Annotated in this window: 18 protein-coding genes; 8 read left to right on the top strand and 10 right to left on the bottom strand. The window is 37.8% G+C overall.

Annotated elements, in window-relative coordinates; genetic code table 11:
- Positions 1-164: 164 nt before the first annotated feature.
- Complete coding sequence (locus tag PYV58_RS04240) at positions 165-1,439, top strand: MFS transporter (protein ID WP_034614067.1); 1,275 nt, start codon at positions 165-167, stop codon at positions 1,437-1,439.
- On the opposite strand, the gene PYV58_RS04235 is transcribed toward PYV58_RS04240, so the two are convergent.
- From PYV58_RS04235 to pnuC, 3 genes are all read right to left on the bottom strand, one after another.
- Entirely contained in the window at positions 1,436-2,596 is a 1,161-nt protein-coding gene (locus PYV58_RS04235) for a GGDEF domain-containing protein (protein WP_171077774.1), read from the bottom strand. The genes PYV58_RS04240 and PYV58_RS04235 overlap by 4 nt on opposite strands.
- A 740-nt stretch (positions 2,597-3,336) precedes the next feature.
- Positions 3,337-3,633, bottom strand: coding sequence for a hypothetical protein (locus PYV58_RS04230; RefSeq protein WP_034614068.1), 297 nt, complete (start codon positions 3,631-3,633; stop codon positions 3,337-3,339).
- Positions 3,634-3,655: 22 nt separating this feature from the next.
- Positions 3,656-4,240 (bottom strand): nicotinamide riboside transporter PnuC, encoded by a 585-nt coding sequence (gene pnuC / locus PYV58_RS04225; protein ID WP_034614071.1) that lies wholly within the window; start codon positions 4,238-4,240, stop codon positions 3,656-3,658.
- Between the two features lie 964 nt (positions 4,241-5,204).
- On the opposite strand from pnuC, the gene PYV58_RS04220 reads away from it, so the two are divergent.
- The 4 genes from PYV58_RS04220 to PYV58_RS04205 all read left to right on the top strand — a co-directional run bounded on the left by PYV58_RS04220 (position 5,205) and on the right by PYV58_RS04205 (position 9,046).
- Positions 5,205-5,849: a YqiJ family protein gene (locus PYV58_RS04220; protein WP_275059711.1), complete on the top strand. Its 645-nt coding sequence runs from the start codon at positions 5,205-5,207 to the stop codon at positions 5,847-5,849.
- A gap of 30 nt (positions 5,850-5,879) precedes the next feature.
- The gene (locus PYV58_RS04215) at positions 5,880-7,586 is read left to right on the top strand and encodes a flotillin family protein (RefSeq protein ID WP_034614075.1); all 1,707 of its coding nucleotides are present in this window, start codon (positions 5,880-5,882) and stop codon (positions 7,584-7,586) included.
- A gap of 246 nt (positions 7,587-7,832) precedes the next feature.
- The gene (locus PYV58_RS04210) at positions 7,833-8,564 is read left to right on the top strand and encodes a sulfite exporter TauE/SafE family protein (protein ID WP_004817531.1); all 732 of its coding nucleotides are present in this window, start codon (positions 7,833-7,835) and stop codon (positions 8,562-8,564) included.
- Between the two features lie 143 nt (positions 8,565-8,707).
- Entirely contained in the window at positions 8,708-9,046 is a 339-nt protein-coding gene (locus tag PYV58_RS04205) for a hypothetical protein (RefSeq protein ID WP_034614080.1), read from the top strand.
- 302 nt (positions 9,047-9,348) lie between these two features.
- Here PYV58_RS04205 and PYV58_RS04200 read toward each other — a convergent pair whose 3' ends face one another.
- The 5 genes from PYV58_RS04200 to PYV58_RS04180 form a co-directional block, all read right to left on the bottom strand.
- On the bottom strand, positions 9,349-10,740 hold the full coding sequence (locus PYV58_RS04200) for a cytosine permease (protein ID WP_034614083.1): 1,392 nt from the start codon (positions 10,738-10,740) through the stop codon (positions 9,349-9,351).
- A gap of 127 nt (positions 10,741-10,867) precedes the next feature.
- Positions 10,868-11,875 carry a GTP-binding protein gene (locus tag PYV58_RS04195; protein ID WP_034614086.1) on the bottom strand — a complete coding sequence of 336 codons (1,008 nt, stop codon included), beginning with the start codon at positions 11,873-11,875 and terminating at the stop codon, positions 10,868-10,870.
- A gap of 45 nt (positions 11,876-11,920) precedes the next feature.
- A complete protein-coding gene (locus PYV58_RS04190; RefSeq protein ID WP_034614088.1) occupies positions 11,921-13,495 on the bottom strand; it encodes an amidohydrolase in 1,575 nt (524 codons plus the stop codon).
- A gap of 354 nt (positions 13,496-13,849) precedes the next feature.
- Complete coding sequence (locus tag PYV58_RS04185) at positions 13,850-14,443, bottom strand: 1-acyl-sn-glycerol-3-phosphate acyltransferase (protein ID WP_004817539.1); 594 nt, start codon at positions 14,441-14,443, stop codon at positions 13,850-13,852.
- Positions 14,444-14,619: 176 nt separating this feature from the next.
- Positions 14,620-14,973: a hypothetical protein gene (locus tag PYV58_RS04180; RefSeq protein WP_034614091.1), complete on the bottom strand. Its 354-nt coding sequence runs from the start codon at positions 14,971-14,973 to the stop codon at positions 14,620-14,622.
- Between the two features lie 175 nt (positions 14,974-15,148).
- Between PYV58_RS04180 and PYV58_RS04175 the strand changes: the two genes are divergently transcribed.
- Positions 15,149-15,640: a copper resistance protein NlpE gene (locus PYV58_RS04175; RefSeq protein WP_004817543.1), complete on the top strand. Its 492-nt coding sequence runs from the start codon at positions 15,149-15,151 to the stop codon at positions 15,638-15,640.
- Positions 15,641-15,711: 71 nt separating this feature from the next.
- On the opposite strand, the gene rhtC is transcribed toward PYV58_RS04175, so the two are convergent.
- Positions 15,712-16,332 (bottom strand): threonine export protein RhtC, encoded by a 621-nt coding sequence (gene rhtC, locus PYV58_RS04170; protein ID WP_034614094.1) that lies wholly within the window; start codon positions 16,330-16,332, stop codon positions 15,712-15,714.
- Between the two features lie 219 nt (positions 16,333-16,551).
- On the opposite strand from rhtC, the gene PYV58_RS04165 reads away from it, so the two are divergent.
- Positions 16,552-17,103 (top strand): hypothetical protein, encoded by a 552-nt coding sequence (locus PYV58_RS04165; protein ID WP_034614096.1) that lies wholly within the window; start codon positions 16,552-16,554, stop codon positions 17,101-17,103.
- 27 nt (positions 17,104-17,130) lie between these two features.
- Here the strand turns inward: PYV58_RS04165 and PYV58_RS04160 are convergent, their stop codons facing one another.
- Positions 17,131-20,253: a DNA translocase FtsK gene (locus PYV58_RS04160; RefSeq protein WP_034614098.1), complete on the bottom strand. Its 3,123-nt coding sequence runs from the start codon at positions 20,251-20,253 to the stop codon at positions 17,131-17,133.
- 312 nt (positions 20,254-20,565) lie between these two features.
- Between PYV58_RS04160 and trxB the strand changes: the two genes are divergently transcribed.
- A complete protein-coding gene (trxB, locus tag PYV58_RS04155; RefSeq protein WP_004723647.1) occupies positions 20,566-21,519 on the top strand; it encodes a thioredoxin-disulfide reductase in 954 nt (317 codons plus the stop codon).
- Positions 21,520-21,560 lie beyond the last annotated feature (41 nt).

Genomic DNA, 21,560 nt, shown 5'->3' with positions numbered 1-21,560 from the left:
CCTGATTGCAATGCTTTTAAAGCAAAAATGATTTTTAAGCCGCCTCAATCACCTATAAAAATAAGTAGGATGCATAAAAATAAATATTGATTTTTTAAGTAAAAAATAGTCAATTAAAATGATTACATTCACATTCAATATCTCTTTTAAGGCATTGCATCATCATGGACGAAAAATTGGGCCTCAATAAGGAAGCAAAAAGAACCCTAGCATTGTCTTCTCTGGGCGGTGCGCTCGAATTTTATGATTTCGTCATTTATGTATTTTACGCAAAAATCATTGCTGAACTATTTTTTCCCAGCTCTTTAAGTCCTTTTTGGGCAATGCTGAATACTTACGGAATTTTTGCCGCAGGATATTTCTTCCGTCCGTTAGGTGGCGTGATCATGGCGCATTTTGGTGATCTTGTCGGACGTAAACGCCTGTTTAGTTTATCCATATTACTGATGGCACTCCCTACTTTGTTCATTGGTCTAATGCCAACTTATACAGACATTGGCTTAGCTGCTCCATTGCTACTGTTGTTGATGCGCGTGGTTCAAGGCATTGCGATTGGTGGAGAAATTCCCGCGGCATGGACATTTGTTTCAGAGCATGTACCAACAAAGAAAATTGGTTTTGCCAATGGTTTGCTTACCGCAGGTTTGTCACTGGGGATCTTACTGGGCGCTTTGATGTCGCTGTTTATTTCGCTTAAGTTTAACGAAGCAGAAATCCATGCTTGGGCTTGGCGTCTCCCATTTATAGTCGGCGGAGTTTTTGGATTAATTGCCTTATATCTAAGAAGTTATCTGAAAGAAACCCCTGTATTTAAAGCAATGCAAGCGCGTAAAGAACTCTCAAAAGATCTACCCATCAAGCAAGTTTTGGCATCCCATAAATCTGCCGTTGTCATTGGAATGCTGTTTACTTGGTTTTTGACCGGTTGTGTTGTGGTGATTATCCTATCTACCCCTAATTTGCTGACCACCACATTTAACATTCAACGTGCGGATGCATTTCAAATGCAAAGCATGGCAATTCTAATGCAAATGTTGGGTTGTATATTGGCAGGTTTGCTGGCTGATCGTTTTGGTGCTGGGCGCGTAATTTGTTTAGGATCGCTCAGTGTGGCAATCACTGCAGTTCTTTTTTATTACAGCTTAGGTCATGCCGCTCATTCAACCATCTTCGGATTGTACATGTTACTGGGACTATTTTCTGGCACAGTCGGTGTAGTTTCCTATAGCTTGGTCAAGATGTTTCCTGCCCCAATTCGTTTTTCAGGAATTTCATTCTCATACAATGTTGCTTACGCAATTGCAGGTGGCTTAACCCTGCCATTGGTACAATGGTTGAGTTTATATCGCGATATTGGTGCTGTGTACTATATTGTTGTGCTTTGTCTAATTACCCTTATCACAAGTGTAGTTTATCGCAAAAAATTTGAAACGGTTTAACGGTGTTGTTTGTATCCAAATGAAGGGGTAAGCTCTATTTCAAAGAAATGACAAACCTGATTACGCCCATTGTTTTTTGCCAGATATAAAGCTTGATCAGCCTGACGAATCAACTCCTCTTTTGTTGTTAAAAAAGGATTCGTTGATACTGCAACACCAAAACTTGCCGTCACTTTGATGGTCTGCTGATGATCTAATCGAATTTTTTCCTTTTCTATTGCTTGGCGACATCGTTCAGCAAGACTCATCGCATTTTCTAATGCGCCATTACTCATGAGAATAATGAACTCTTCGCCTCCAAATCGCCCAACAACATCTTGCTCACGAATATTTTCAGTTAAAATTTTTGCAACCTGTTTTAAAACAGCATCCCCAATATCGTGCCCATATTGATCATTAACACTCTTAAAATAATCTAAATCTAATAACACGATCGCAAAAGAACTTTGCTGTTGTTTTAATAAGTCAATATTCTCACCAATTCTCCTCCGGTTATAAATACCTGTAAGCGGATCGAGTACACTAATTTGCTGAATCATTTGCTCTCTTTTGCGCCACTGAGTCAAAAGAATTTCAAATAAAATCAGGCTTGCTAAAAAGATCGGAATATAAAAATACAACATGCAAAACACCCAAAATGTATTTTTATATACCGACATGGATTGTAACTGTTCACTAAAAATTGGTGCATAGGCTATTTTATGCATCAGACTTAATCCAAGGCTGATTAACATAAAACAAGTGATTGGAATGACGATTATATACACCACTTTTCGTTCAAATAATACCAATGCAACCGTGACCAAGCTGACATAACCAGCAACCGATGCTGGGCTAAAAATGCCAATACAATGCGCACCAAAAACAAAGATAAGACCAAAATATCCGATGGTTATATACGGAGTTATAATTTCAAAAATAGAATTTTTATTTAAAGCACGAATAATAAAAATAAGTGCAAAGAAACCAATTGCTGCAAAAAATAATAATCGTAGATAAATAGGGTAAAAATCTTGATTAATCCAAGCTTGTAGCTCAACTTGAGCGTTGCTAAAAAACCACCATACAATCCACAATAAAACAGCAATACCGCCTAAGAATAGAACAAGGCTACACTTCTTGAGATTACTCCAATTCATGATCATGACATCATGCATGAAGTGCTCCGTTGAGGACTGTGTTGCCATCCTACTTTTTTGTTCCATATAATAACCAATCCATAAAATTGTGAACTTCTATCCGTCGCTTTATTTATCTTTGCTCATCAGTTAAATATAACACTCCAGTAATTTTATATAAGTGTATTTCTAAAATATAGATTTTTATTCTAAATAAACCTAACGATTAGAATATTAATCCTTTATATTATTTGCAAATGTTTTCTGAAGAATAATCATTTTATCACATTTATTTTATCAATTTTAACTTTAATTTTTTCCCAATATTTCAATAAACAAAATTTTTTCCGCTGACAAGATTTAATCGCATTGAATCGTTTTTTATTTTACTGGATATATCCGTCAACATTTAAATTATTTTAGGCTATATGCCAAGTTAGATACAAATACTTTAAAAACAAGATTTTTCACTTTTATAATTTTATTGTTAATTTATCCTAATTTATTTTCAACCTATATTTAAACATACTCAAAAAATCAACTTTAAAGCTCATAATTTGAAACATCATTTTAGCAGAATCAAAACTGGAAATATCCAATGATATTGGCTTAAATCACTGTATTGATTGTCATACTGTTTTAAACTGCACACCATCAATATGGTCATTTAAATTCAGTGCACACATCAATGTGTCAGCACCCCCCAAAATCATTTGAATTCAGTTTTAAGCTTGATTTAAATAAAATATTTTTCAAAGACTTAACCAAAAAACTTGGCTTTATATTTTTTTATAAACTCTGATAGTTTTACTGTTAAATTTTAAACCGATAGACGTTGATTGAATTTCTATATTAAAAATCAGCGCTCTATATTTGATCTGAATACAAAATTCTTCTGCGCCATCATCCAAACCAGAAGTGCTCCACATTGTGCCCTGTGGGAACTGATCTAACCATGGGGCTTTGTAAAAATCAGAGACTGAATCAAAGTCGAGATATTGCTCAGGTTGAGCCATGATTCTTTCAACAAGTTCTTCAAACTTTTGTTTTTGTATTTGAACAAAATCAATAATCATGGCAGCCCCTTAAATAATGATGTTAAATTCCTTTATACATGCTCGCCGATTGTTTCTTTTTAACCTGTTCCCATTGCCACCATCCAAATGCAGCCAGTCCAACAAACGCTGCATATAAAGCAGCTGTTAGGAATAATTCTTTATACATAAACATCCCTACATAGACGATATCAACAAAGACCCAAAGCACCCAAGTCGCAATATGTTTACGGCTGGTCCAATAGGTTGCCAATAAACTAAATGCCGCCAGTTGGGAATCTAACATAGGCAAAGCAGCATCAGTAAAATAGTGTAGCGATAAACCAAATATTACCCCTCCAGCAGCTGCGATGATCATTTGCAGAATCACGGTTTGTACGGCAATCGGCTCTATTCGAATCTCATGATCTTGCTGCTTGCCTTTTAGCCAGTGATAAAAACCATAAAAATTCACCACCATAAAGAACACTTGTAAGATTGTTTCACCATACAATTTAAATTCAAAGAATAAATAGGCATATAAAACAAAGGCAAAGAAGTTAAATACCCAACACCACATATTTCGCTTAATCGTCAATGTGACACCAATAATACTGATAATAACCGCGAATATTTCTAATGGTGACATGGTAAAAAGCTAATCAAGACAGGAAAGGCTATTATGAAAAAATACGGCATGATTGCAAGCAAAACCAGAACTAAAATTGAGAACGAAATCTTTAATATAATTTTTGAATTAAAATTCACAAAAAATGCTGTTGTTTTGTTTTTTGCATAATCGTTACGATAACAATATAAATTCCTTAAAAAGTAAACAATTAGCCTTAAATCACAGTTTATAGCGTATTGATTTTTAAAATCGTATTTCTGCGTCTCAATCAGCATACTCAGACATGATGCGATATAGCAAATTGAGTTCAATAGCATAGACTAATCAGCACTTTTGAAAGCTGCAATTTAAGCTTTGAACGATAGCAAATTTAACTAAAATAGCTGATAAAAACTGTCACATTTGCATGAAAAAGCATACAAAAGATTAATCGAGGAAATACAGCGCAAAATTTATTTATTTTAAATAATATGTTTAAAAACATTGATTAACATCTTGTTTTTATTTGATGTTGTTCACATTTTAATCATGTTTACGAGATTTAACACTTGTTTACGTGAATACCAATGAATTTACAGAGGGGAACCTCTACTATCAAACTTAAGTTATGAACAATCCCCAAAGTTCATAACATTTCTCCTTAACCGAACTGTGAAAGCAGATTCGTTGTTCTACGCAGTGATCACCCCAATCATTGCGTATTTTTTTGTCTTCAGTTCCCTCTGTAAACTCAATCAGTTATAAGGAATAGTTGGCTAAAATGCAAGCATTACTTTTCAAGCAATTTTCAAAATATAAAAGAATATATTAAATTATAAGATATTGATTTTAATTAATATCATCAAATATTTTGTTGCAATACTACGACAAAACCGATAAACTTAATTTATTAATTGAATTAACTGATGATCATTTAATTATTCAGTTCAAATTAAAAATTTTATTTATAAAAACGCGCAACAATAATTTTGAGTAGAACAATATGTGGGAATTATTTACACACTCATCCAACTTACTGTTTAGTGTCAGTCTGTGCCTGATGTTTTTATTGGGTATTGTGGAGTGTTTACTCCTTATTATTGGATCAACCTCACAAGGTTTTTTAGACCAGTTTATTCCAGATCAACTGTTAGAAACCCATCATGCGGATCTAGACATCCATACAGATCACAACCTTTTAGTGCAACTGTTAGATTGGCTCTATCTTGGTCGTGTCCCCGTCTTGGTTTGGTTGATCATTTTTCTGACTGTTTATGCGCTATTTGGTTTTATTGTGCAAAGTATATTTTTCAATTTCACTGGAAATTATTTTTCTATTTGGTTGATTGCGCCAGCCAGTCTTTTTTTATCTATGCCAATTGTCCGAGTGTGTGCAGCACTCGTTGCAAAAATTTTACCGAAAGATGAAACCACTGCGATTCACCGTGATGAACTGATTGGGCGTACTGCTCAGATTATTTTAGGTGAAGCAAAACAAAACTACCCTGCACAAGCCAAAGTCATCGATCAATTTGGACAGACCCATTATATTTTGGTTGAACCAGAATTAGATGAAATCTTTCAACAAGGTCAAAGTGTGATTTTGACACAAAGAACAAAACTAGGCTTTCAAGCAACGCCACTTTAATTTTTCAATAACAAACCTGGGTATAATAAAATGTTGAATTCAAACTTATATCAAATCCTTGTTTTAGCAGGCATTATATTGGTGGCACTGATTGTCATCGGGGTTATTATCGCCCGCCTGTATAAACGCTCAAGTAAAGAAGTTTCTTTTGTCCGTACTGGTTTTGGCGGTGAAAAAGTCATTTTAAATGGCGGTGCAATTGTATTGCCAGTTTTACATGAAGTGATTCCCGTCAATATGAATACCCTTCGTCTTGAAGTCAAACGTGCCACAGATCAAGCGTTGATTACTCGTGATCGTATGCGTGTAGATGTGATGGCTGAATTTTATGTACGGGTTAAACCAACTGCTGAATCTATTGCAACAGCTGCCCAAACCTTGGGTAAAAAAACCATGTCTCCACAAGAACTCAAAGATTTGGTGGAAGGTAAATTTGTAGACTCACTGCGTGCTGTTGCTGCTGAAATGGCAATGGAAGAGTTACATGAAAAGCGCGTTGATTTTGTTCAAAAAGTTCAACAAGTGGTTTCTGAAGATCTGTTTAAAAATGGCTTAGAATTAGAAACAGTTTCACTAACAGGTTTAGACCAAACCAGTTTTGAATATTTTAACCCTCAAAATGCTTTCGATGCAGAAGGTTTAACCAAACTGACTGAAACCATTGAAGACCGCCGTAAAAAACGCAATGACATTGAACAAGACAATGACTTAGCCATTAAAGCAAAAAACTTAGAAACAGAACAAGCACGCTTGCAAATTCTACGTGAAGAAGAATATGCAAAACTTCAACAAGAGCGTGAAATCGCCATTCGTAAAGCTGAGCAATCGGCAGAAATTGCAACACAAGAAGCCGCAAAAAAACGCGAAGCAGAAGAAGCCCAAATTGCTGCTGAACGTGAAGTCGAATTAAAGCGTATTGCATCTGCACGTGATGTTGAAAATGAAAATATTCAAAAAGCACAGCTGATCCAAAAAGCCCAAGTCGAACAGAAGAAAACCATTGAATTGGCCGAACAAGATCGTGCAATTGCGATTGCTGAAAAATCACGTGCTGAATCTGAAGCCAAAGCGTTGGCTGACCAAGCACGTGCACAAGCGGTAAAAGCGGAAGAAGAAGTGACAACTGTTCGTGAAACTCAGCGTGCAGAGCGTTTAAAAGCCGTTGAATTGGTGGCTGCAAAGCAAGTCGCTGAAACAGATGCGATTGCGATTACAGTAGCAGCAGAAGCCGCTAAACAAGCAGCTGCAGATGATGCTGAAGCAGTGCGTATTGCAGCACAAGCGGATGCTGAAAAAATACGTTTAAAAGCCAAAGGTGAAGCAGATGCAAAAATGTTGCTTGCTGCGGCACAAGAAAAGCAATATCAAGTTGATGCTGAAGGTACGCGTGCAGTCAATGAAGCCAATAACGTGCTTTCAACAGAACAAGTTGAGATGCAAATTCGTTTAGCTTTATTGAAATACTTGCCTGAAATCATTCGTGAAAGTGTTAAACCAATGGAAAATATTGATGATATCAAGATTCTTCAAGTCAATGGTTTAGGCGGTATGGCAGGTTCCAATACAACAAGTGAATCTGGTGAACAAAATCAAATCGCTTTGTCTGATCAAGTGGTCAATAGTGCGCTGCGCTATCGTTCTCAAGCCCCACTGATTGATAGCTTAATGAATGAGTTAGGCATTAAAGGCGGAGATATTAATGGTTTAACGCAATCCTTAAAACCAAGCAATGACTAATAGAACTGACCTCATAATCCCTTAATTACCAGCCTCTGTCATCAGAGGCTTTTTATTACATGGATTTTTATTCATGATCTAATACACCTGATCGTTTTTAATGGTATAGATGTTAACGATACAGATATACTTATCTCAATAAGTCATGATGGAAACTCACGATTTCTTTTAAAATCAGCTGATTCAACCAAGATCGACTATCTCAATGCTATGCTCTAACCCTATTCAGTTTTGTTTAATTTAAAAATGACTTGGTTTATTTTTATTCTCGGTGCCATGATTGCAGGCTTTGTCCAAGGTTTAACTGGTTTTGCCTTTGCCTTGATTGCGATGTCTTTTTGGATTTGGGTATTACCGCCACAGCTGGCAGCGCCATTGGTGGTATTTGCTTCTCTATGGAGCCATATCATTGCATTGGGAAAAGAACAAAAACATCAACTCCCGTTTTCCCTAGTACTTCCTTATATCATTGCAGGATTGATCGGTGTACCTCTCGGTACCTATCTTTTACACCTCATTGATGGAAATACCTTTAAGACCATCCTTGGATTATTTTTAGTGATTTGGTGTCCGACCATGTTCTTTGCCCCTGTGTTTCCTCGTATTCAAGCATTGGGGAAACTTGCAGATGGAAGCATTGGTTTTATAGGCGGTATTTTAGGTGGTCTTGGTGGTTTTTGTGGCGCAGCACCATCAGCTTGGGTAATGCTTAAAAATCTGCCTAAACAACAACAGCGTTATATTTTAAGACATTTTAATTTTGCGATTCAGTTGTTTACGATTATTATTTATCTCTGCCAAGGAACCATCCACAAGGTCCATCTCCCCTATTTTGCACTGATCATTCTCACAGTGAGTATTCCAGCGCTTATTGGTGCGCAAATGTTTTATAAAATATCAGAAAAACAATTTAAACAATTGGTGCTGAGTTTATTATTTGCCTCAGGTTGTTTCTTATTACTGACATCATTGCTTTAACAAAGAAAGAGAAAGTTGAATAAATTTCGCTGGCTATTTATTCAGCAATTGGTTACTAAAGTGAAAACAATATCCGAGCGGCTCTATTTTTAATAACCGATTCATCCTACAATTCCGCCACTCATTTTTCTTAAATATCTGTGATGAAAAACTCATTTTTGTTAAGTGCCAGTATTCTCTTAACAGGATGTGTACTTGGCACATCTAGTGAAATTAAAACTGCGGAAAAACTGCTCAGCCAATTTCAATGTAATAATATTGAAACAGCAGAATTGGCCCACAGTTCAATTAATACTTATCATGAACGCTCACTTGCGGTGAGTAAAGAAAAAGCCACTGAGTACGTCGATCGCTATAAATCTGGAGATGAATTATTTAAAATTCCTCTCGATGAAGTGGTTCAACAGCAATATGATATTTATAAAACAGCCTGTGAATCCCTTGGCGGTGTACAACGCTCAACAACAAGCAACGCTAAATAAGCCGATTATTTTTGAATACTGCAAAACGTTTATGATCTTAAAAATACCGTGTTTTAAATGATTGTGTTTTAAAATCATAAACGTAAATCATGATGAGCAGCGTTCATTTTTAAAATTGCCTAGGCCCTCATCCTGTGCTACTGAATTTTTAAATACACCCCCTAGTGAAATATAGCGATCTCATCTCCAGATTTTATCTGATGATCAAACAGCCTTAGAAGCAGTAAAAATAGTGGCTGTAGCAAACCTAATATAGGCAAAGTGATATGATTTCTGCCCCATCACAATTGCCATGCCATAGTTTAGTTTTTAGTCTTGTCTGAATGGTCTTTAATACCAAAAATTTTGATCCCCATCAGATAAAAAATAGAGGTTAAAATTAGACCGACAACCCACGAAACATCTGCACCATCAAGCGCCTTGGCAATAGGACCTGTATACAAGTCTGTCGCAATAAAAGGCACTTGAACAATGACACCAAAAATATATGCAGAAACGGCCATAACGTTAAATTTTCCATAAATTCCCCCATCTTGGTGGAAAAACGAATCGACATCATATTCCCCATGACGAACCCAGTAATAATCAACCAAATTTACAGCCGTCCAAGGGATAAGTACGTAGATGAGCAAGAAAATAAAATTAATAAATATGGGCAGAAAGTTGCTAGATGCTTTGATTCCAATCCACAGCGCTATAGCAATTAATAAAAATGAAATCGCAATTCGCCCCTTAGCCAATGGCATAAATGATGGGATAAATGTCTGGATAAAAGAGATTAAAGTCAGTACACCACAATATAAATTCATTGAATTGATCGCTGATATGGAAATGACCAGAATCAAAATAAACGCGCTCCCCATCTCAGGTACATAAGCGATCATCCCAGCGATAACATCTCCACCCGGTGTCACCAATCCTATAGTTACCCCTAAACACATTGGAATGATGGTACCCAATCCACATCCCCAATATGTCGCCCAGAACGCTGCCTTAGCGCCTGTTTCTTTTGGCAGATGACGAGTAGCATCAGAGACATAGGGTGCATATGCAATCTGCCACAGTGCAGCAATCGAAAGCGTAGCGAGAAAACCTGTAGCTGAAAAAGAATTACGCGCGAAAAAGTCTGAAGGTAAACCTTGAATAAAAAACACCCACACATATGCTGCCAAAAAAGCCAAACCAGAGATCACAAAGGTTATTTTTGTAAATAAATGAATTAATCGATAACCAACGATTGTGCCGATCACTGCAACGACACAAGTAAATAATATGCCAGATGATTGACTGAATGAGGGAATAAGCAAATTCATGGCTTGTCCAGCCAGCGTCGCATTTGAAGCTAGAAAGCCGACATACATGATGACCACGATTCCAAGGATTGGAAGCGCGCCATATGCACCAAACTGCCCTTTGGTTTGAATCATTTGAGGGACACCGAGATGCGGTCCTTGAGCGGCATGGAGTGCGGCAAAGATGCCACCAATAAGCGTCCCTAGAATAATACTTAAAATAGCAGAGACAAAAGATTGATGAAAAATGGTGACTGAAACTGATCCTGTCACAAACGTCAATAGCATCAAATTTCCACCAAACCAAAGTGTGAATAGATCCCGAGCCTTACCGTATCGCGCATTTAATGGGATTTGCTGAATGGTATGTTGTTCAATCGAGTGAACATATTTGTCTTCCATGAGTGTCTCCTAATAGAGAAATCGTTAAAAAATTACGATCAACCAAATTGTTTTTTTAAGATGCAAATCCCCCTACGCTTAAATTGCGCAATTGAAAATGCTGAGGATTATGGGTGCAGGCGTTCTGCTATGTGGTCATTGGCTCAAGCACAATGGCATCAAATAATGCTTGGATCTGTTGATGAATTTCCCCTTCAAAAATGACCACTATTCTCGATCTGTGGTCATCATCAGGCCACGCATTTAGGTAAGATTCGGGAAATAGATAATGTTGAACACCGTGTAATATCACTGGTCGTAATGACTCTTCCACCTGAATCAATCCTTTGATTCGGAGCAAGTTCACGCCATAAAGTCGTGCCAGCTTCTGAAGAAAATGGGTCACACGCGCCCAAGACAAAGCTTGGTTAGCATATAAACACAGCGTAAAAATATTATGGTGCGCTGCGTTATTGAAAGCATTTTGAGAATTTGTCTGATGTGTAAACCACTGCGTACCAAGTAAATTACGTGTTACTGGATACTTTTCACGATCAAAAATAACCAAAGCAACAGCCGCCACATCCGCACCATCAATAATTTCAGCACTCGCATTCAGAGTACGGATGCGCTTGGTAAATGTTGTAAAGGCATGCGACAAATCTGTTTTAGTTAAAATGATTTTATCTGCAACAGCGATTTGACGTAGTCTTTCCGTCCGCTGATGCGGGACATTTAAGGACAATAATGTATCAACCGTAGCAATCACAGTTTGCACACTAAATAAAGTCGCGACACTTTCATCTGCTAGCAAAAGTTTAAGCAAGGGAATCGGGTCAGCCATGCCTGTTGTTTCGACAATAACACGGTCAAAAACAGGAATTTCTCCTGCCTCAGCACGACAGTAAAGAAGTTTAAGCGTTTCTGAAAGTTCTGTTTTCATGCTACAACAGACACAACCACTTTTTAGCAAGACAATGCCATCGTCAAGTCGGCCTATCAATAAATGATCTAAGCCAACCTCACCTATTTCATTAATAATCACTGCCGTGTGCGCCATGCGATCATCGGCCAACAGACGATGCAGCAATGTTGTTTTACCACTCCCCAGAAAACCTGTCAGTAAGGTCACAGGAATACGTTTTATTCCGCTCATATATGTCTTCCCTTACGCACATAAACGATAATTTAACCCAGTAGATTAGTTAGCACGCTGAAACACATGCTGACCTTGTAATACTGTGGTGATGACTTGAGTCTCAGCAATTTCTTCAGGGCTTGATTCAAAAATATTGCGATCCAAAACAATAAAGGTTGCTTCCTTACCCACTTCTAAACTCCCAGTACGATGACTATGGCCAACAGCAATTGCGCCGTTCAACGTCATGATCCTGACTGCCACGTCCAAAGGCACACTTTCATCTCCGTGCTGTAAAATACCTGCCAGTGCGGGAAAAAGATTTGGCGTAGGTGGCAAAAGCCAATCTGTACCAATCGTCATGGTTGCACCAGCATCATACAAAGTTCGGAAATCATAGGCTTTGCCAAGCGCTTGCTGATATTCTGGGATATGCCAAATCGCGGGGGACATTTCAGCAATAATGTCTAATTCTGCAAAACGGCTACGATCTTTTGCAGAAACATAATGGGCATGTGCAATATCATGAAATTGCCCTGTTTGACGTTCAACATTGTTGGCATTTTCATAATTGTCTAAACCAATTCGCACAGAACCATAACCCGTACAATGTGATTTAACAATTAAGCCGTCTTCGGTCCATTCACGAATTTTTTCAGTGAGTTCATTGGAATCGAGAAGTAAATTGTAAGTAATAGGTTCATCTGAAATCGGATCTAAGGGCACATGGCTAAAGGTGGGTGCCATAGATGTACCATCTAGCATCACTTTGATTCCATTCACCATGACACGTTTTGACGCATATTGCGCTCGTTCTGCGATTACCCTTTCATCTTCTTCACGATCACTCAATGACATAATTTCTGCTTTCCAAGGAATATGACAAATCAAATCCAGTGTAAGCTCATCGTCATCATCCAAAGATTTAGCTGCTGTCAGGAATGATCTTGTTGCTGAAGCTTCCTGAGCCGAAGTAATACCATATTGATTACATATACTTGCCGCCATTTTAAGCGCGAACTTATTTTCCTCATCGGTCTCTGTGGGTGCGACCATATATAATTTTACCCATCCACCTTCACGCAAAATTCCAGTAGGTTCACCTGTTATAGGATCTTTTTCAATTTTTGCGCGGGTCGTACTCGGTGTATCACGGGTGATTCCTGCAAGATGTAGTGCTTGGCTGTTCGCCATGACGTTATGAAATGAAAAATCATGAATCACAATAGGTATGTTTGGAATGACTTGATCCAACCATTCTCGTGTCAGTAGCTCAGCGGTAAAAATCAATGGGTTATAGAGCCCTGCAAAAATCCATGTTCGTTTGGAGGCATATTTTTCCCAATATGCTTTGAGTTGCTGTGCCAATTCTTGCAAGGTTTGCGGATCATTTAATTGGCAAGAATATTCCAATCGAAGAAGTGCCGCTTTCAAAAGATGCGTGTGTGCATCATGGATGCCAGGCATCACCAATTTCCCTTTTAAATCATATTTCTCAGCATCCGCTGCCAAACTCAGAATTTCATCCTGATCGCCAATCGCTAAAATTTTACCGTCTTTTACCCACATGGCTTCTGCCCAAGGTTGTAGTTGATTCACAGTATGAAATTTTGCATTGTAATAGACGCTATTATTCATCTTGTTATCCCTGTCTATGCCCAATAAATGTTGAATTTAACTTTTAGAATTATTTACACCATGGCTTTAAGTTGTTTTCAACTTAAAGCCAATTTCAACAATTTATTTATATACGACATTTTAAAAAATTAAGTAATTCTTAAATAACGATGTAGATCTTTTGAATTATTAAAGTAGTATTTTAATTGAGCTAAAAAATAGGTTATTAATAAAATAATATCTAAATACGTAGATGCTGTATCAACCGAACAAAAGCAAATATTTAACCCTAATAAAATATGGGAATGTGCCAAATCACCCTTCCCATATCAAAATTAAATCCATTGTATTTGAGTTTTCAAAGATGCTATCGAATCAAAACTCAGCTTCTGGAATAAATCGGGTATCTATACTAAATAAATCTGGATGTTTCGGATTGATCTGAGCATAAAACTCCATGATTTCAGCCATGTCCTGTTCATAATTTCCAGTTGGATAAACAATTTTCCCAATCCCAGTTTTCTTGTTTTTATAATCCATATACGCCAGTGCAATAGGTACGCCAGCACTGGTAGCAACATGATAAAAGCCTGTTTTCCACTGTTCTTGCTTTGCACGCGTTCCCTCTGGCGTCACCAGCATCACCAATTTAGGATGTGTCTTAAACAGCTCACTCATCAGTTGAACCATACTTGGACGTTCCTCGCCATCCTGCTTGGGACGGCGATCAATCCCGATTCCACCCATAGCACGCACAAAAGGTCCAAAAGGCAATTTCATATAGCTGTCTTTAATGGTAATACGCACATGGACGCCCAAAGCTTTCAGCGCTAAACGTGCATAGAGTGCATCCCAATTACTGGTATGCGGCGCTGCAATCATGACACATTGGTCGATGTTTAAATCCCAATGGTTATCAATTTGCCATCCCATCCAGCCCAAACTTTGTTCAGCTAATTTTTCAAACACCCAGCACACCAAAACATAAAGAATTCGCGCTGGATTGTAACAACCAATAGATCAGATAAAAATCCACTTTGTATAGAAAACCAGCAATTAATATATAAATGTATAAAATTAATTCATTGTAAAACTTGTCAGTAAATATTCAGTTTTGATTAAATTCTGCAATGAATTTGCATATATCAATTTTTCGTTTGGTTAAAATAGTTAATCCAATGTAATTCACGACAATGATTATCAAAATGAATTTTTTGTGGCTGAATATTCGTATTTGACTGCTGGATGATCTGATATTCAATCCAGCTTTCTAGACAAGACTCCACTTCAAACAACTGATTGTCTTGTTCTATGGTTTGTTTCAATTGTGTGCCATCTGAAAATGTATAAATTTTGGTGGTCTGAGTGATCTCTATATCTTGCTCATAATTTTTTTCGCATTGCAAAGTGACATTTTCAATTTTGATTTGATCATTGCTTTTTTGATTGTCGTTTTTTTCATTGTAAATACAAGCAACATATTCAGCCAAATGAGACATAGATTCGAATACTTAAAATAGGACACTAAGAGAACACCTATAATAGCCTAACTTTTTAACATCGAACTACATTACTCAGCAATTTCTTACATAATTCACATTTCATATCAGGGAGATAATTTATATTCTGGATAAAATCATTCACATATAATTATTTATTCATTTGGGTTATGTTATGAAAAAAACGCTCTTCGTTATGTCTATTTTAGCGCTGTCATTAAGCGCTTGTTCTAAACCGACTCATAATGCATCAGAGGATATCAAAGCGACAGCACAAACACAGGCTGCTGCATCGCATGAAGCAGCAAGCCCAACGATTGATTCAGAACATAATGCTCAAAATAGCTTGGATTGGGCTGGTGAATACAAAGGTTTGCTTCCGTGTGCTGATTGCTCAGGAATCAAAACCAAACTCATCCTAAAATCAGATCACACTTATGAACTGACTGAAGAATATGAAGGGGTTAAAGGTGAAGGCAAAGAATTTAAAACTCAAGGTCATTTTAGTTTTGATGAATCTGGATCGATTATCGGTCTAGATAAAAATGCAGATAACCGCAAATACTTTGTTGGCGAAAATATCTTAGAAGCACGTAGTTTTGCAACGGGTGAAAAGATTGAGGGTCCAAATGCTGAACTTTATCAATTAACCAAAGACGTGGAATAATTTAAAAATTATTTCCGAATAAGAGCACAAAAACCTGCTTCAAGCAGGTTTTTAAATTTGGGAGCATGCTTTTAGCGATGACCAATCAAATATGCACCAAAGAGCGTGAAGATCCCACCTGAGATACCATCAATCCATCTTGAGGCATTTTGGTAAGCGGCTTTAAAGCTAGGTAATGAAAATACAAAGGCAACAAAGCTAAACCAGATCAGCGTTTCCACGGAAACAATTATAAATAATAATGAATGCACACCATCTAAATGTGGATTGGCTAAAAACACTGAAAATACACTACCGAAATAAATCACCGCTTTCGGGTTTGATAAATTGGTTAAGAAACCTTTGAGAAAAAAACGTAGATTGTTTTGTGGTAACTCAAAATGATGCTGTGATACATTTTCTTTCTTACTCAAAGCTGATCTAAGCATTTGGTAGCCTAACCAGCACAGATAAATCCCACCAACAACCAACATCACCTGCTTTAACCATGCCATTTTTTCAAAAATGATATTCAACCCCGCCAAAGCTAAAAAAGCCCAAAACATCACCCCTGCGGTAATCCCCAAAACCACAAAAATAGATTGCTTTCTTGAACGGCTAATTGCGGTTTGCGAGACCAGAAAGAAATCAGGGCCTGGCGTAATCAGGGCACAAAAATGAATAAAGATTAACGTACATAATGCGATCAACATGGACTAGATTCCGTTCAGCGAGACAGATTTATATTAGTGTGAAAATTCATGTTTTTCCATCGATATCTGTACTTCAATAAAATCCTTTAGGCTGAACGTCAATGAATCTACATCACAAATAAAAATTAACGATCTTTTAAAAAGACGGATTTTAATTATTGGAGAAAATAGTATTTTATCTTTATAATCAAAAACTAAAACCTAACTAAAAAATAAATCATGCTTAATTTAGAAAAAAATTCAACCACGCTCATTGAGCAAGCACCACATCATTCCATGGAAGTGCAAAAGATCATCAGCATCAATAAATTTATGCTCTTATGTTTTTTGACGATGGGTTTATATCTGATTTGGTGGATGTTTAAAGCATGGCGCTTCTTTATGCAAAAAGACAAATTAGACATCATGCCGGCTTTTCGGACAGTCCTTTATATTATTTTCCTTTACCCCTTGTTAAAAAAAATAAATAACTATGCCAAGCAACAAGGATATACAGAAAATTTCTCATCAGGCTGGATGTTTATAGGATTTATATTTTTTTCAGTGCTGACTAAACTGCCTGAGCCTTATGATCTGATTACCGTATTGAATTTCATTTTTCTAATACCGGCATTTAAGGCACTCAATTTTGCCAAACAACAATCCAATCAATTTGTGGTCATTGAACAAAAGAAATTTAGTAAAGCTCAAATGATACTTATCGTGTTATTTTCTATTTTTTGGTGCTTGTATTTACTCGCTCTGTTTCTCAATCCTACATCATTGCAATGAGCCTAAGCTCATTGCAAGCTGTTTAAATTAGACCAAAATATCTCGCTTACCATTCGGTCCTTGTTCACTGACAATACCCTGCTCCTGCATTTGATCAACAATACGGGCAGCACGGTTATAACCTAAGCTAAACTTACGTTGCAGTGAAGATACCGACACCTTACGTGTTTCTAAGACAAATGAAACACATTGGTCATAGAGTGCATCACGGTTCGGATCACCATCACCATCTTCGAAACCACGTGTGGTCGGTTCTTCGTCAAACGGCGTGAGAATTTCATCAACATAATTCGGTTCACCGCGTTCACGCCATGCGTCACAAATACGGTTGACTTCATCATCGGAAATAAATGCACCATGTACACGCTCAGGATCAATTTTACCAGGACCGAGGAATAACATATCACCATGGCCCAAGAGATCCTCTGCACCACCACCATCCAGAATGGTACGCGAGTCAATTTTACTGTTTACACGTAATGCCACACGGGTTGGAATATTGGCTTTAATCAAACCAGTAATGACATCTACCGATGGACGTTGCGTTGCTAACAGTAAATGAATTCCTGCTGCACGAGATTTTTGTGCCAGACGGGTAATCATTTCTTCCGCTTTTTTACCCACTTGCATAATCATATCTGCAAATTCATCGGCAACAATCACAATCGAAGGCAATGGTTGCAAACGTGGCGCTCTGTCTTGTGTTGCAGAATCACTTGGTTTCCACGTCGGATCAATGAGATCCTCACCATTTGCAATGGCTTCTTCCACTTTACGGTTATAGTCGGCTAATTTACGGATCTTTAAAAAAGACATCAGCTTATAACGACGTTCCATTTCATTGACACACCAATTCAATGCACTGACAGCATCTTTCATGTCAGTCACAACAGGTGTCAATAAATGAGGAATATCATTGTAGTTCGCTAATTCCAATTGTTTTGGATCGATCAGAATCAAACGCAATTGATCAGGAGTATATTTCAACAACATCGACAGGATCATTGAGTTTACAGCAACTGATTTACCTGAACCTGTTGTCCCCGCAACCAGCATATGCGGCGCTTTACCTAAGTCAGTGATCACAGGATTACCAGAAATATCCTTACCCATTGCCATTGAAAGCAAACCATTTGGATCTTTAAAAACGGGAGTTTCTAACAATTCAATCAGGCGTACCATTTCACGACTGCTATTCGGCACTTCAATCCCGATATAAGGTTTTCCGGGAATCACTTCAACCACACGTACAGATGCCATTGACATAGAACGTGCCAAATCTCGGGAGATATTGGTCACTTTCGAGGCTTTTACACCAGGTGCCAAATCTAACTCAAAACGTGTAACCACTGGTCCAGGTTGAGCTTCGATGACTTTGGCTTTGACGTTAAACTCTTGAAGTTTAATTTCTAACAGTTCAGATAAACGTGACAATTGTTCTGCGGTAAAGTTGACTTTTTTATTTGGATCGACTTTATCTAACAGTTCATAACCCGGCAATGTTGGTAAGTCTCGACGCTTATTTGCAACTTGCATTGCACGTGACATCGGACGACCAAATGCATCGGTTAATGGTGCATCTAAGTCGAAATCATCTTCAAGTTCTGCAAACTCACTTTGCAATTCGTCTTGAGGTTTACCCGCAGTTTCTTGCCAAGCATCTCTAAATGCATCTTTATCTGCAGCAATTAAAGACTTTTCTTCTTCACTGACCAAGGTTGATGCATTTAAATTGGTTTGAATATTGGCACGGGTAAATGGCGTAGATTGCGCATAATTACTAGTTGTACGAACATCTACAGATTGCTGATTTGGTTGGTACGCAGTTGGGCTTTCAGGAAGCTCTTCATCTGCAAGCGATGCAAGCTCATCTAATTCATTGGCTAAATTTTGTATTGCCACGCCTGAAGTTGCCGCTACTGCGACACCACTCGCAACGCTTTGCCCACCCTGAACAGCAGTATTTACATAAGCTGCTTCAATATGAGTCTGCGCCGTAGGAGTATTAAATGGGCTATGGATATCTGTGGCAGTTTGTCCATTTGGTACAACTGACAACAATTCATCAAACACTTGGTCATCATCCCAATCAAGTGAAGATTTTTTATTGATCTGCACATGATCAACATCATGTTGATGCACACGTGGCAAATGATCTGCATATTTATCTTCAGTTTGATCTTCTGACGCTTTGATCAAGGCATCAATATCACGATTATGGTCTTGATCTTGATGTAAGGCTTTCCATACTTCACCAGATGAAACAGTACGTTGACTGTCTTGTTCTAGACGATGTGCTTTTTCTAAAGTCCGCTCTAATTCCAAATCATCAATATCGTCTTGATCAAATTGAACATGATGTTGAGTTTTATTTTCTTGCTCAATCATGTCATCAAATAAGCGTTCAGCTGTTTGATTGTGTTTCGTATTTTTAACAACCAAATGCTCTTTTACTGATGCCTGATCATCAGCTTCGACAAATTCAGCTTGAGCTGTTATTGGTTCAGCCTTATGCGTATGCGCGTGGTTTTTATTTTTCTGCGGAGATGTCAAATCAAAAGCAGATTCACTTTCAGGAACATTTTTATAAAACAAATCTTGTAAATAAGCAGGCGTGGCTTTCAATGTTGCCCATGTTCTATTCCATTGAATACCAAATGCTAAGGTAAATAGAACAACAAGCAAGAGTAAGATAAATACAACTGCGCCATAAATACTCATCAGTTGAGATAGGCTTTCACCGAGCTCATAACCAATGATTCCGCCAGAAGCATTGGCTAATGTGTCTGCTGGTACATTCCAAAGCAAGTACAATAGGCTTGAGGTTGCAAGCAAAATAAAAAATTGAGCAGCATAACGAAACGGACGACTCACAAAACTTCGTGGCCACCATACTTGGACTGCTTCTATAAAAATAAATACAGGAATGAGTAAACTTGCCCAACCTAAAAAACCAAACAACAAATCAGCAATCCAAGCACCCGCTACACCACTGGCATTTGAAACCTGTTGTGTATCACTCGAAATATGCATCCAGCCTGGATCAAATGGGGTATATGTGACTGTTGCAAGGAACAGATATATCCCAAATGAAATCAAGAATATTGTTGTTAAAAAGCGCTGTGCATAAACATTTGACACCGCAGTCATATACTATCCTGTAACCAATTGTTCAAATTACTCTTTTCTGAAGCTTGATCAGCTTTCTTGAGAGAAGAAATTTTTATATTATGCACCTGTTCTTAAAAAAAAGATGCACTATTATTTACTTGTGTTGTAAAGCATTGTTAGAAATTTAAGCTTTTATTTCGATAAAAATGCCAAACAATATTATTTGATTATTCTATATAGCTCAATTCGATTTAGATGATCAATATTATCGACATTGAAGCCACACAACTTTGATAAAGTTTCACGTATAATTCAAACAATTTCTATATTTTTCATAAAAAAGGATGACTCATGAGCGCTCGTCACTCTCGGTTAATTATTTTAGGTTCTGGCCCTGCTGGTTATAGTGCTGCTGTTTACGCAGCGCGTGCAAATTTAAAACCAACCTTAATTGCAGGTATGCAACTCGGCGGTCAATTAACCACCACGACTGATGTTGAGAACTGGCCTGGCGATGCTGAAGGTTTAACAGGTCCAGCGTTAATGGATCGTATGCAAGCGCATGCTGAACGTTTTGGTACTGAGATTTTATACGATCATATCAATGAAGTTGATCTTCAGGTACGCCCTTTCGTGCTTAAAGGCGATATGGACGAGTACACCTGTGATGCGTTAATTATTGCAACAGGTGCAACAGCACAATATTTAGGGCTTGAGTCTGAACAGGCTTATATGGGTCAAGGTGTAAGTGCTTGCGCAACTTGTGATGGTTTCTTCTATAAAAACCAAAAAGTGATGGTTGTGGGTGGTGGTAACACTGCCGTTGAAGAAGCACTATATCTTTCTAATATCGCTTCACACGTTACCCTTGTGCACCGTCGTGACAAATTACGTTCGGAAAAAATCCTTCAAGACCATCTCAATGAAAAAGTTAAAGAAGGTAAAATTTCGATCATCTGGAACCATCAAGTTGATGAAGTTTTAGGTGACAGCAATTCTGGTGTGACCTCTGTACGTATTAAGTCTACCCAAGATGATTCAACTCAAGACGTTGACGTATCAGGTATGTTTGTGGCGATTGGTCACAAACCAAATACGGCAATGTTTGAAAATCAACTTGAACTACGTAATGGCTATATTCAAGTACGTAGTGGTACTGCGGGCAATGCCACAGCGACATCTGTAGCGGGTGTATTTGCTGCGGGTGATGTTGCTGATGATGTTTATCGTCAAGCAATCACATCTGCAGGTTCAGGCTGTATGGCTGCACTTGACGCTGACCGCTATTTAGATGGCTTAGAATAATTGATTTATTTTGTGTAAAAACAAACCGCCTACATGGCGGT

The sequence above is a fragment of the Acinetobacter sp. TAC-1 genome, from assembly GCF_029025845.1.
Lineage (GTDB): Bacteria > Pseudomonadota > Gammaproteobacteria > Pseudomonadales > Moraxellaceae > Acinetobacter > Acinetobacter guillouiae.
This window is presented reverse-complemented; position numbering and strand designations above follow the sequence as displayed.

Bases quoted from the DNA above. Each gene is read 5' to 3' on its own strand.
- PYV58_RS04240 (WP_034614067.1), top strand. From the start codon at position 165: ATGGACGAAAAATTGGGCCTCAATAAGGAAGCAAAAAGAACCCTAGCA.
- PYV58_RS04235 (WP_171077774.1), bottom strand. From the start codon at position 2,596: ATGCATGATGTCATGATCATGAATTGGAGTAATCTCAAGAAGTGTAGC.
- PYV58_RS04230 (WP_034614068.1), bottom strand. From the start codon at position 3,633: ATGATTATTGATTTTGTTCAAATACAAAAACAAAAGTTTGAAGAACTT.
- pnuC (WP_034614071.1), bottom strand. From the start codon at position 4,240: ATGTCACCATTAGAAATATTCGCGGTTATTATCAGTATTATTGGTGTC.
- PYV58_RS04220 (WP_275059711.1), top strand. From the start codon at position 5,205: ATGTGGGAATTATTTACACACTCATCCAACTTACTGTTTAGTGTCAGT.
- PYV58_RS04215 (WP_034614075.1), top strand. From the start codon at position 5,880: ATGTTGAATTCAAACTTATATCAAATCCTTGTTTTAGCAGGCATTATA.
- PYV58_RS04210 (WP_004817531.1), top strand. From the start codon at position 7,833: ATGACTTGGTTTATTTTTATTCTCGGTGCCATGATTGCAGGCTTTGTC.
- PYV58_RS04205 (WP_034614080.1), top strand. From the start codon at position 8,708: ATGAAAAACTCATTTTTGTTAAGTGCCAGTATTCTCTTAACAGGATGT.
- PYV58_RS04200 (WP_034614083.1), bottom strand. From the start codon at position 10,740: ATGGAAGACAAATATGTTCACTCGATTGAACAACATACCATTCAGCAA.
- PYV58_RS04195 (WP_034614086.1), bottom strand. From the start codon at position 11,875: ATGAGCGGAATAAAACGTATTCCTGTGACCTTACTGACAGGTTTTCTG.
- PYV58_RS04190 (WP_034614088.1), bottom strand. From the start codon at position 13,495: ATGAATAATAGCGTCTATTACAATGCAAAATTTCATACTGTGAATCAA.
- PYV58_RS04180 (WP_034614091.1), bottom strand. From the start codon at position 14,973: ATGTCTCATTTGGCTGAATATGTTGCTTGTATTTACAATGAAAAAAAC.
- PYV58_RS04175 (WP_004817543.1), top strand. From the start codon at position 15,149: ATGAAAAAAACGCTCTTCGTTATGTCTATTTTAGCGCTGTCATTAAGC.
- rhtC (WP_034614094.1), bottom strand. From the start codon at position 16,332: ATGTTGATCGCATTATGTACGTTAATCTTTATTCATTTTTGTGCCCTG.
- PYV58_RS04165 (WP_034614096.1), top strand. From the start codon at position 16,552: ATGCTTAATTTAGAAAAAAATTCAACCACGCTCATTGAGCAAGCACCA.
- PYV58_RS04160 (WP_034614098.1), bottom strand. From the start codon at position 20,253: ATGACTGCGGTGTCAAATGTTTATGCACAGCGCTTTTTAACAACAATA.
- trxB (WP_004723647.1), top strand. From the start codon at position 20,566: ATGAGCGCTCGTCACTCTCGGTTAATTATTTTAGGTTCTGGCCCTGCT.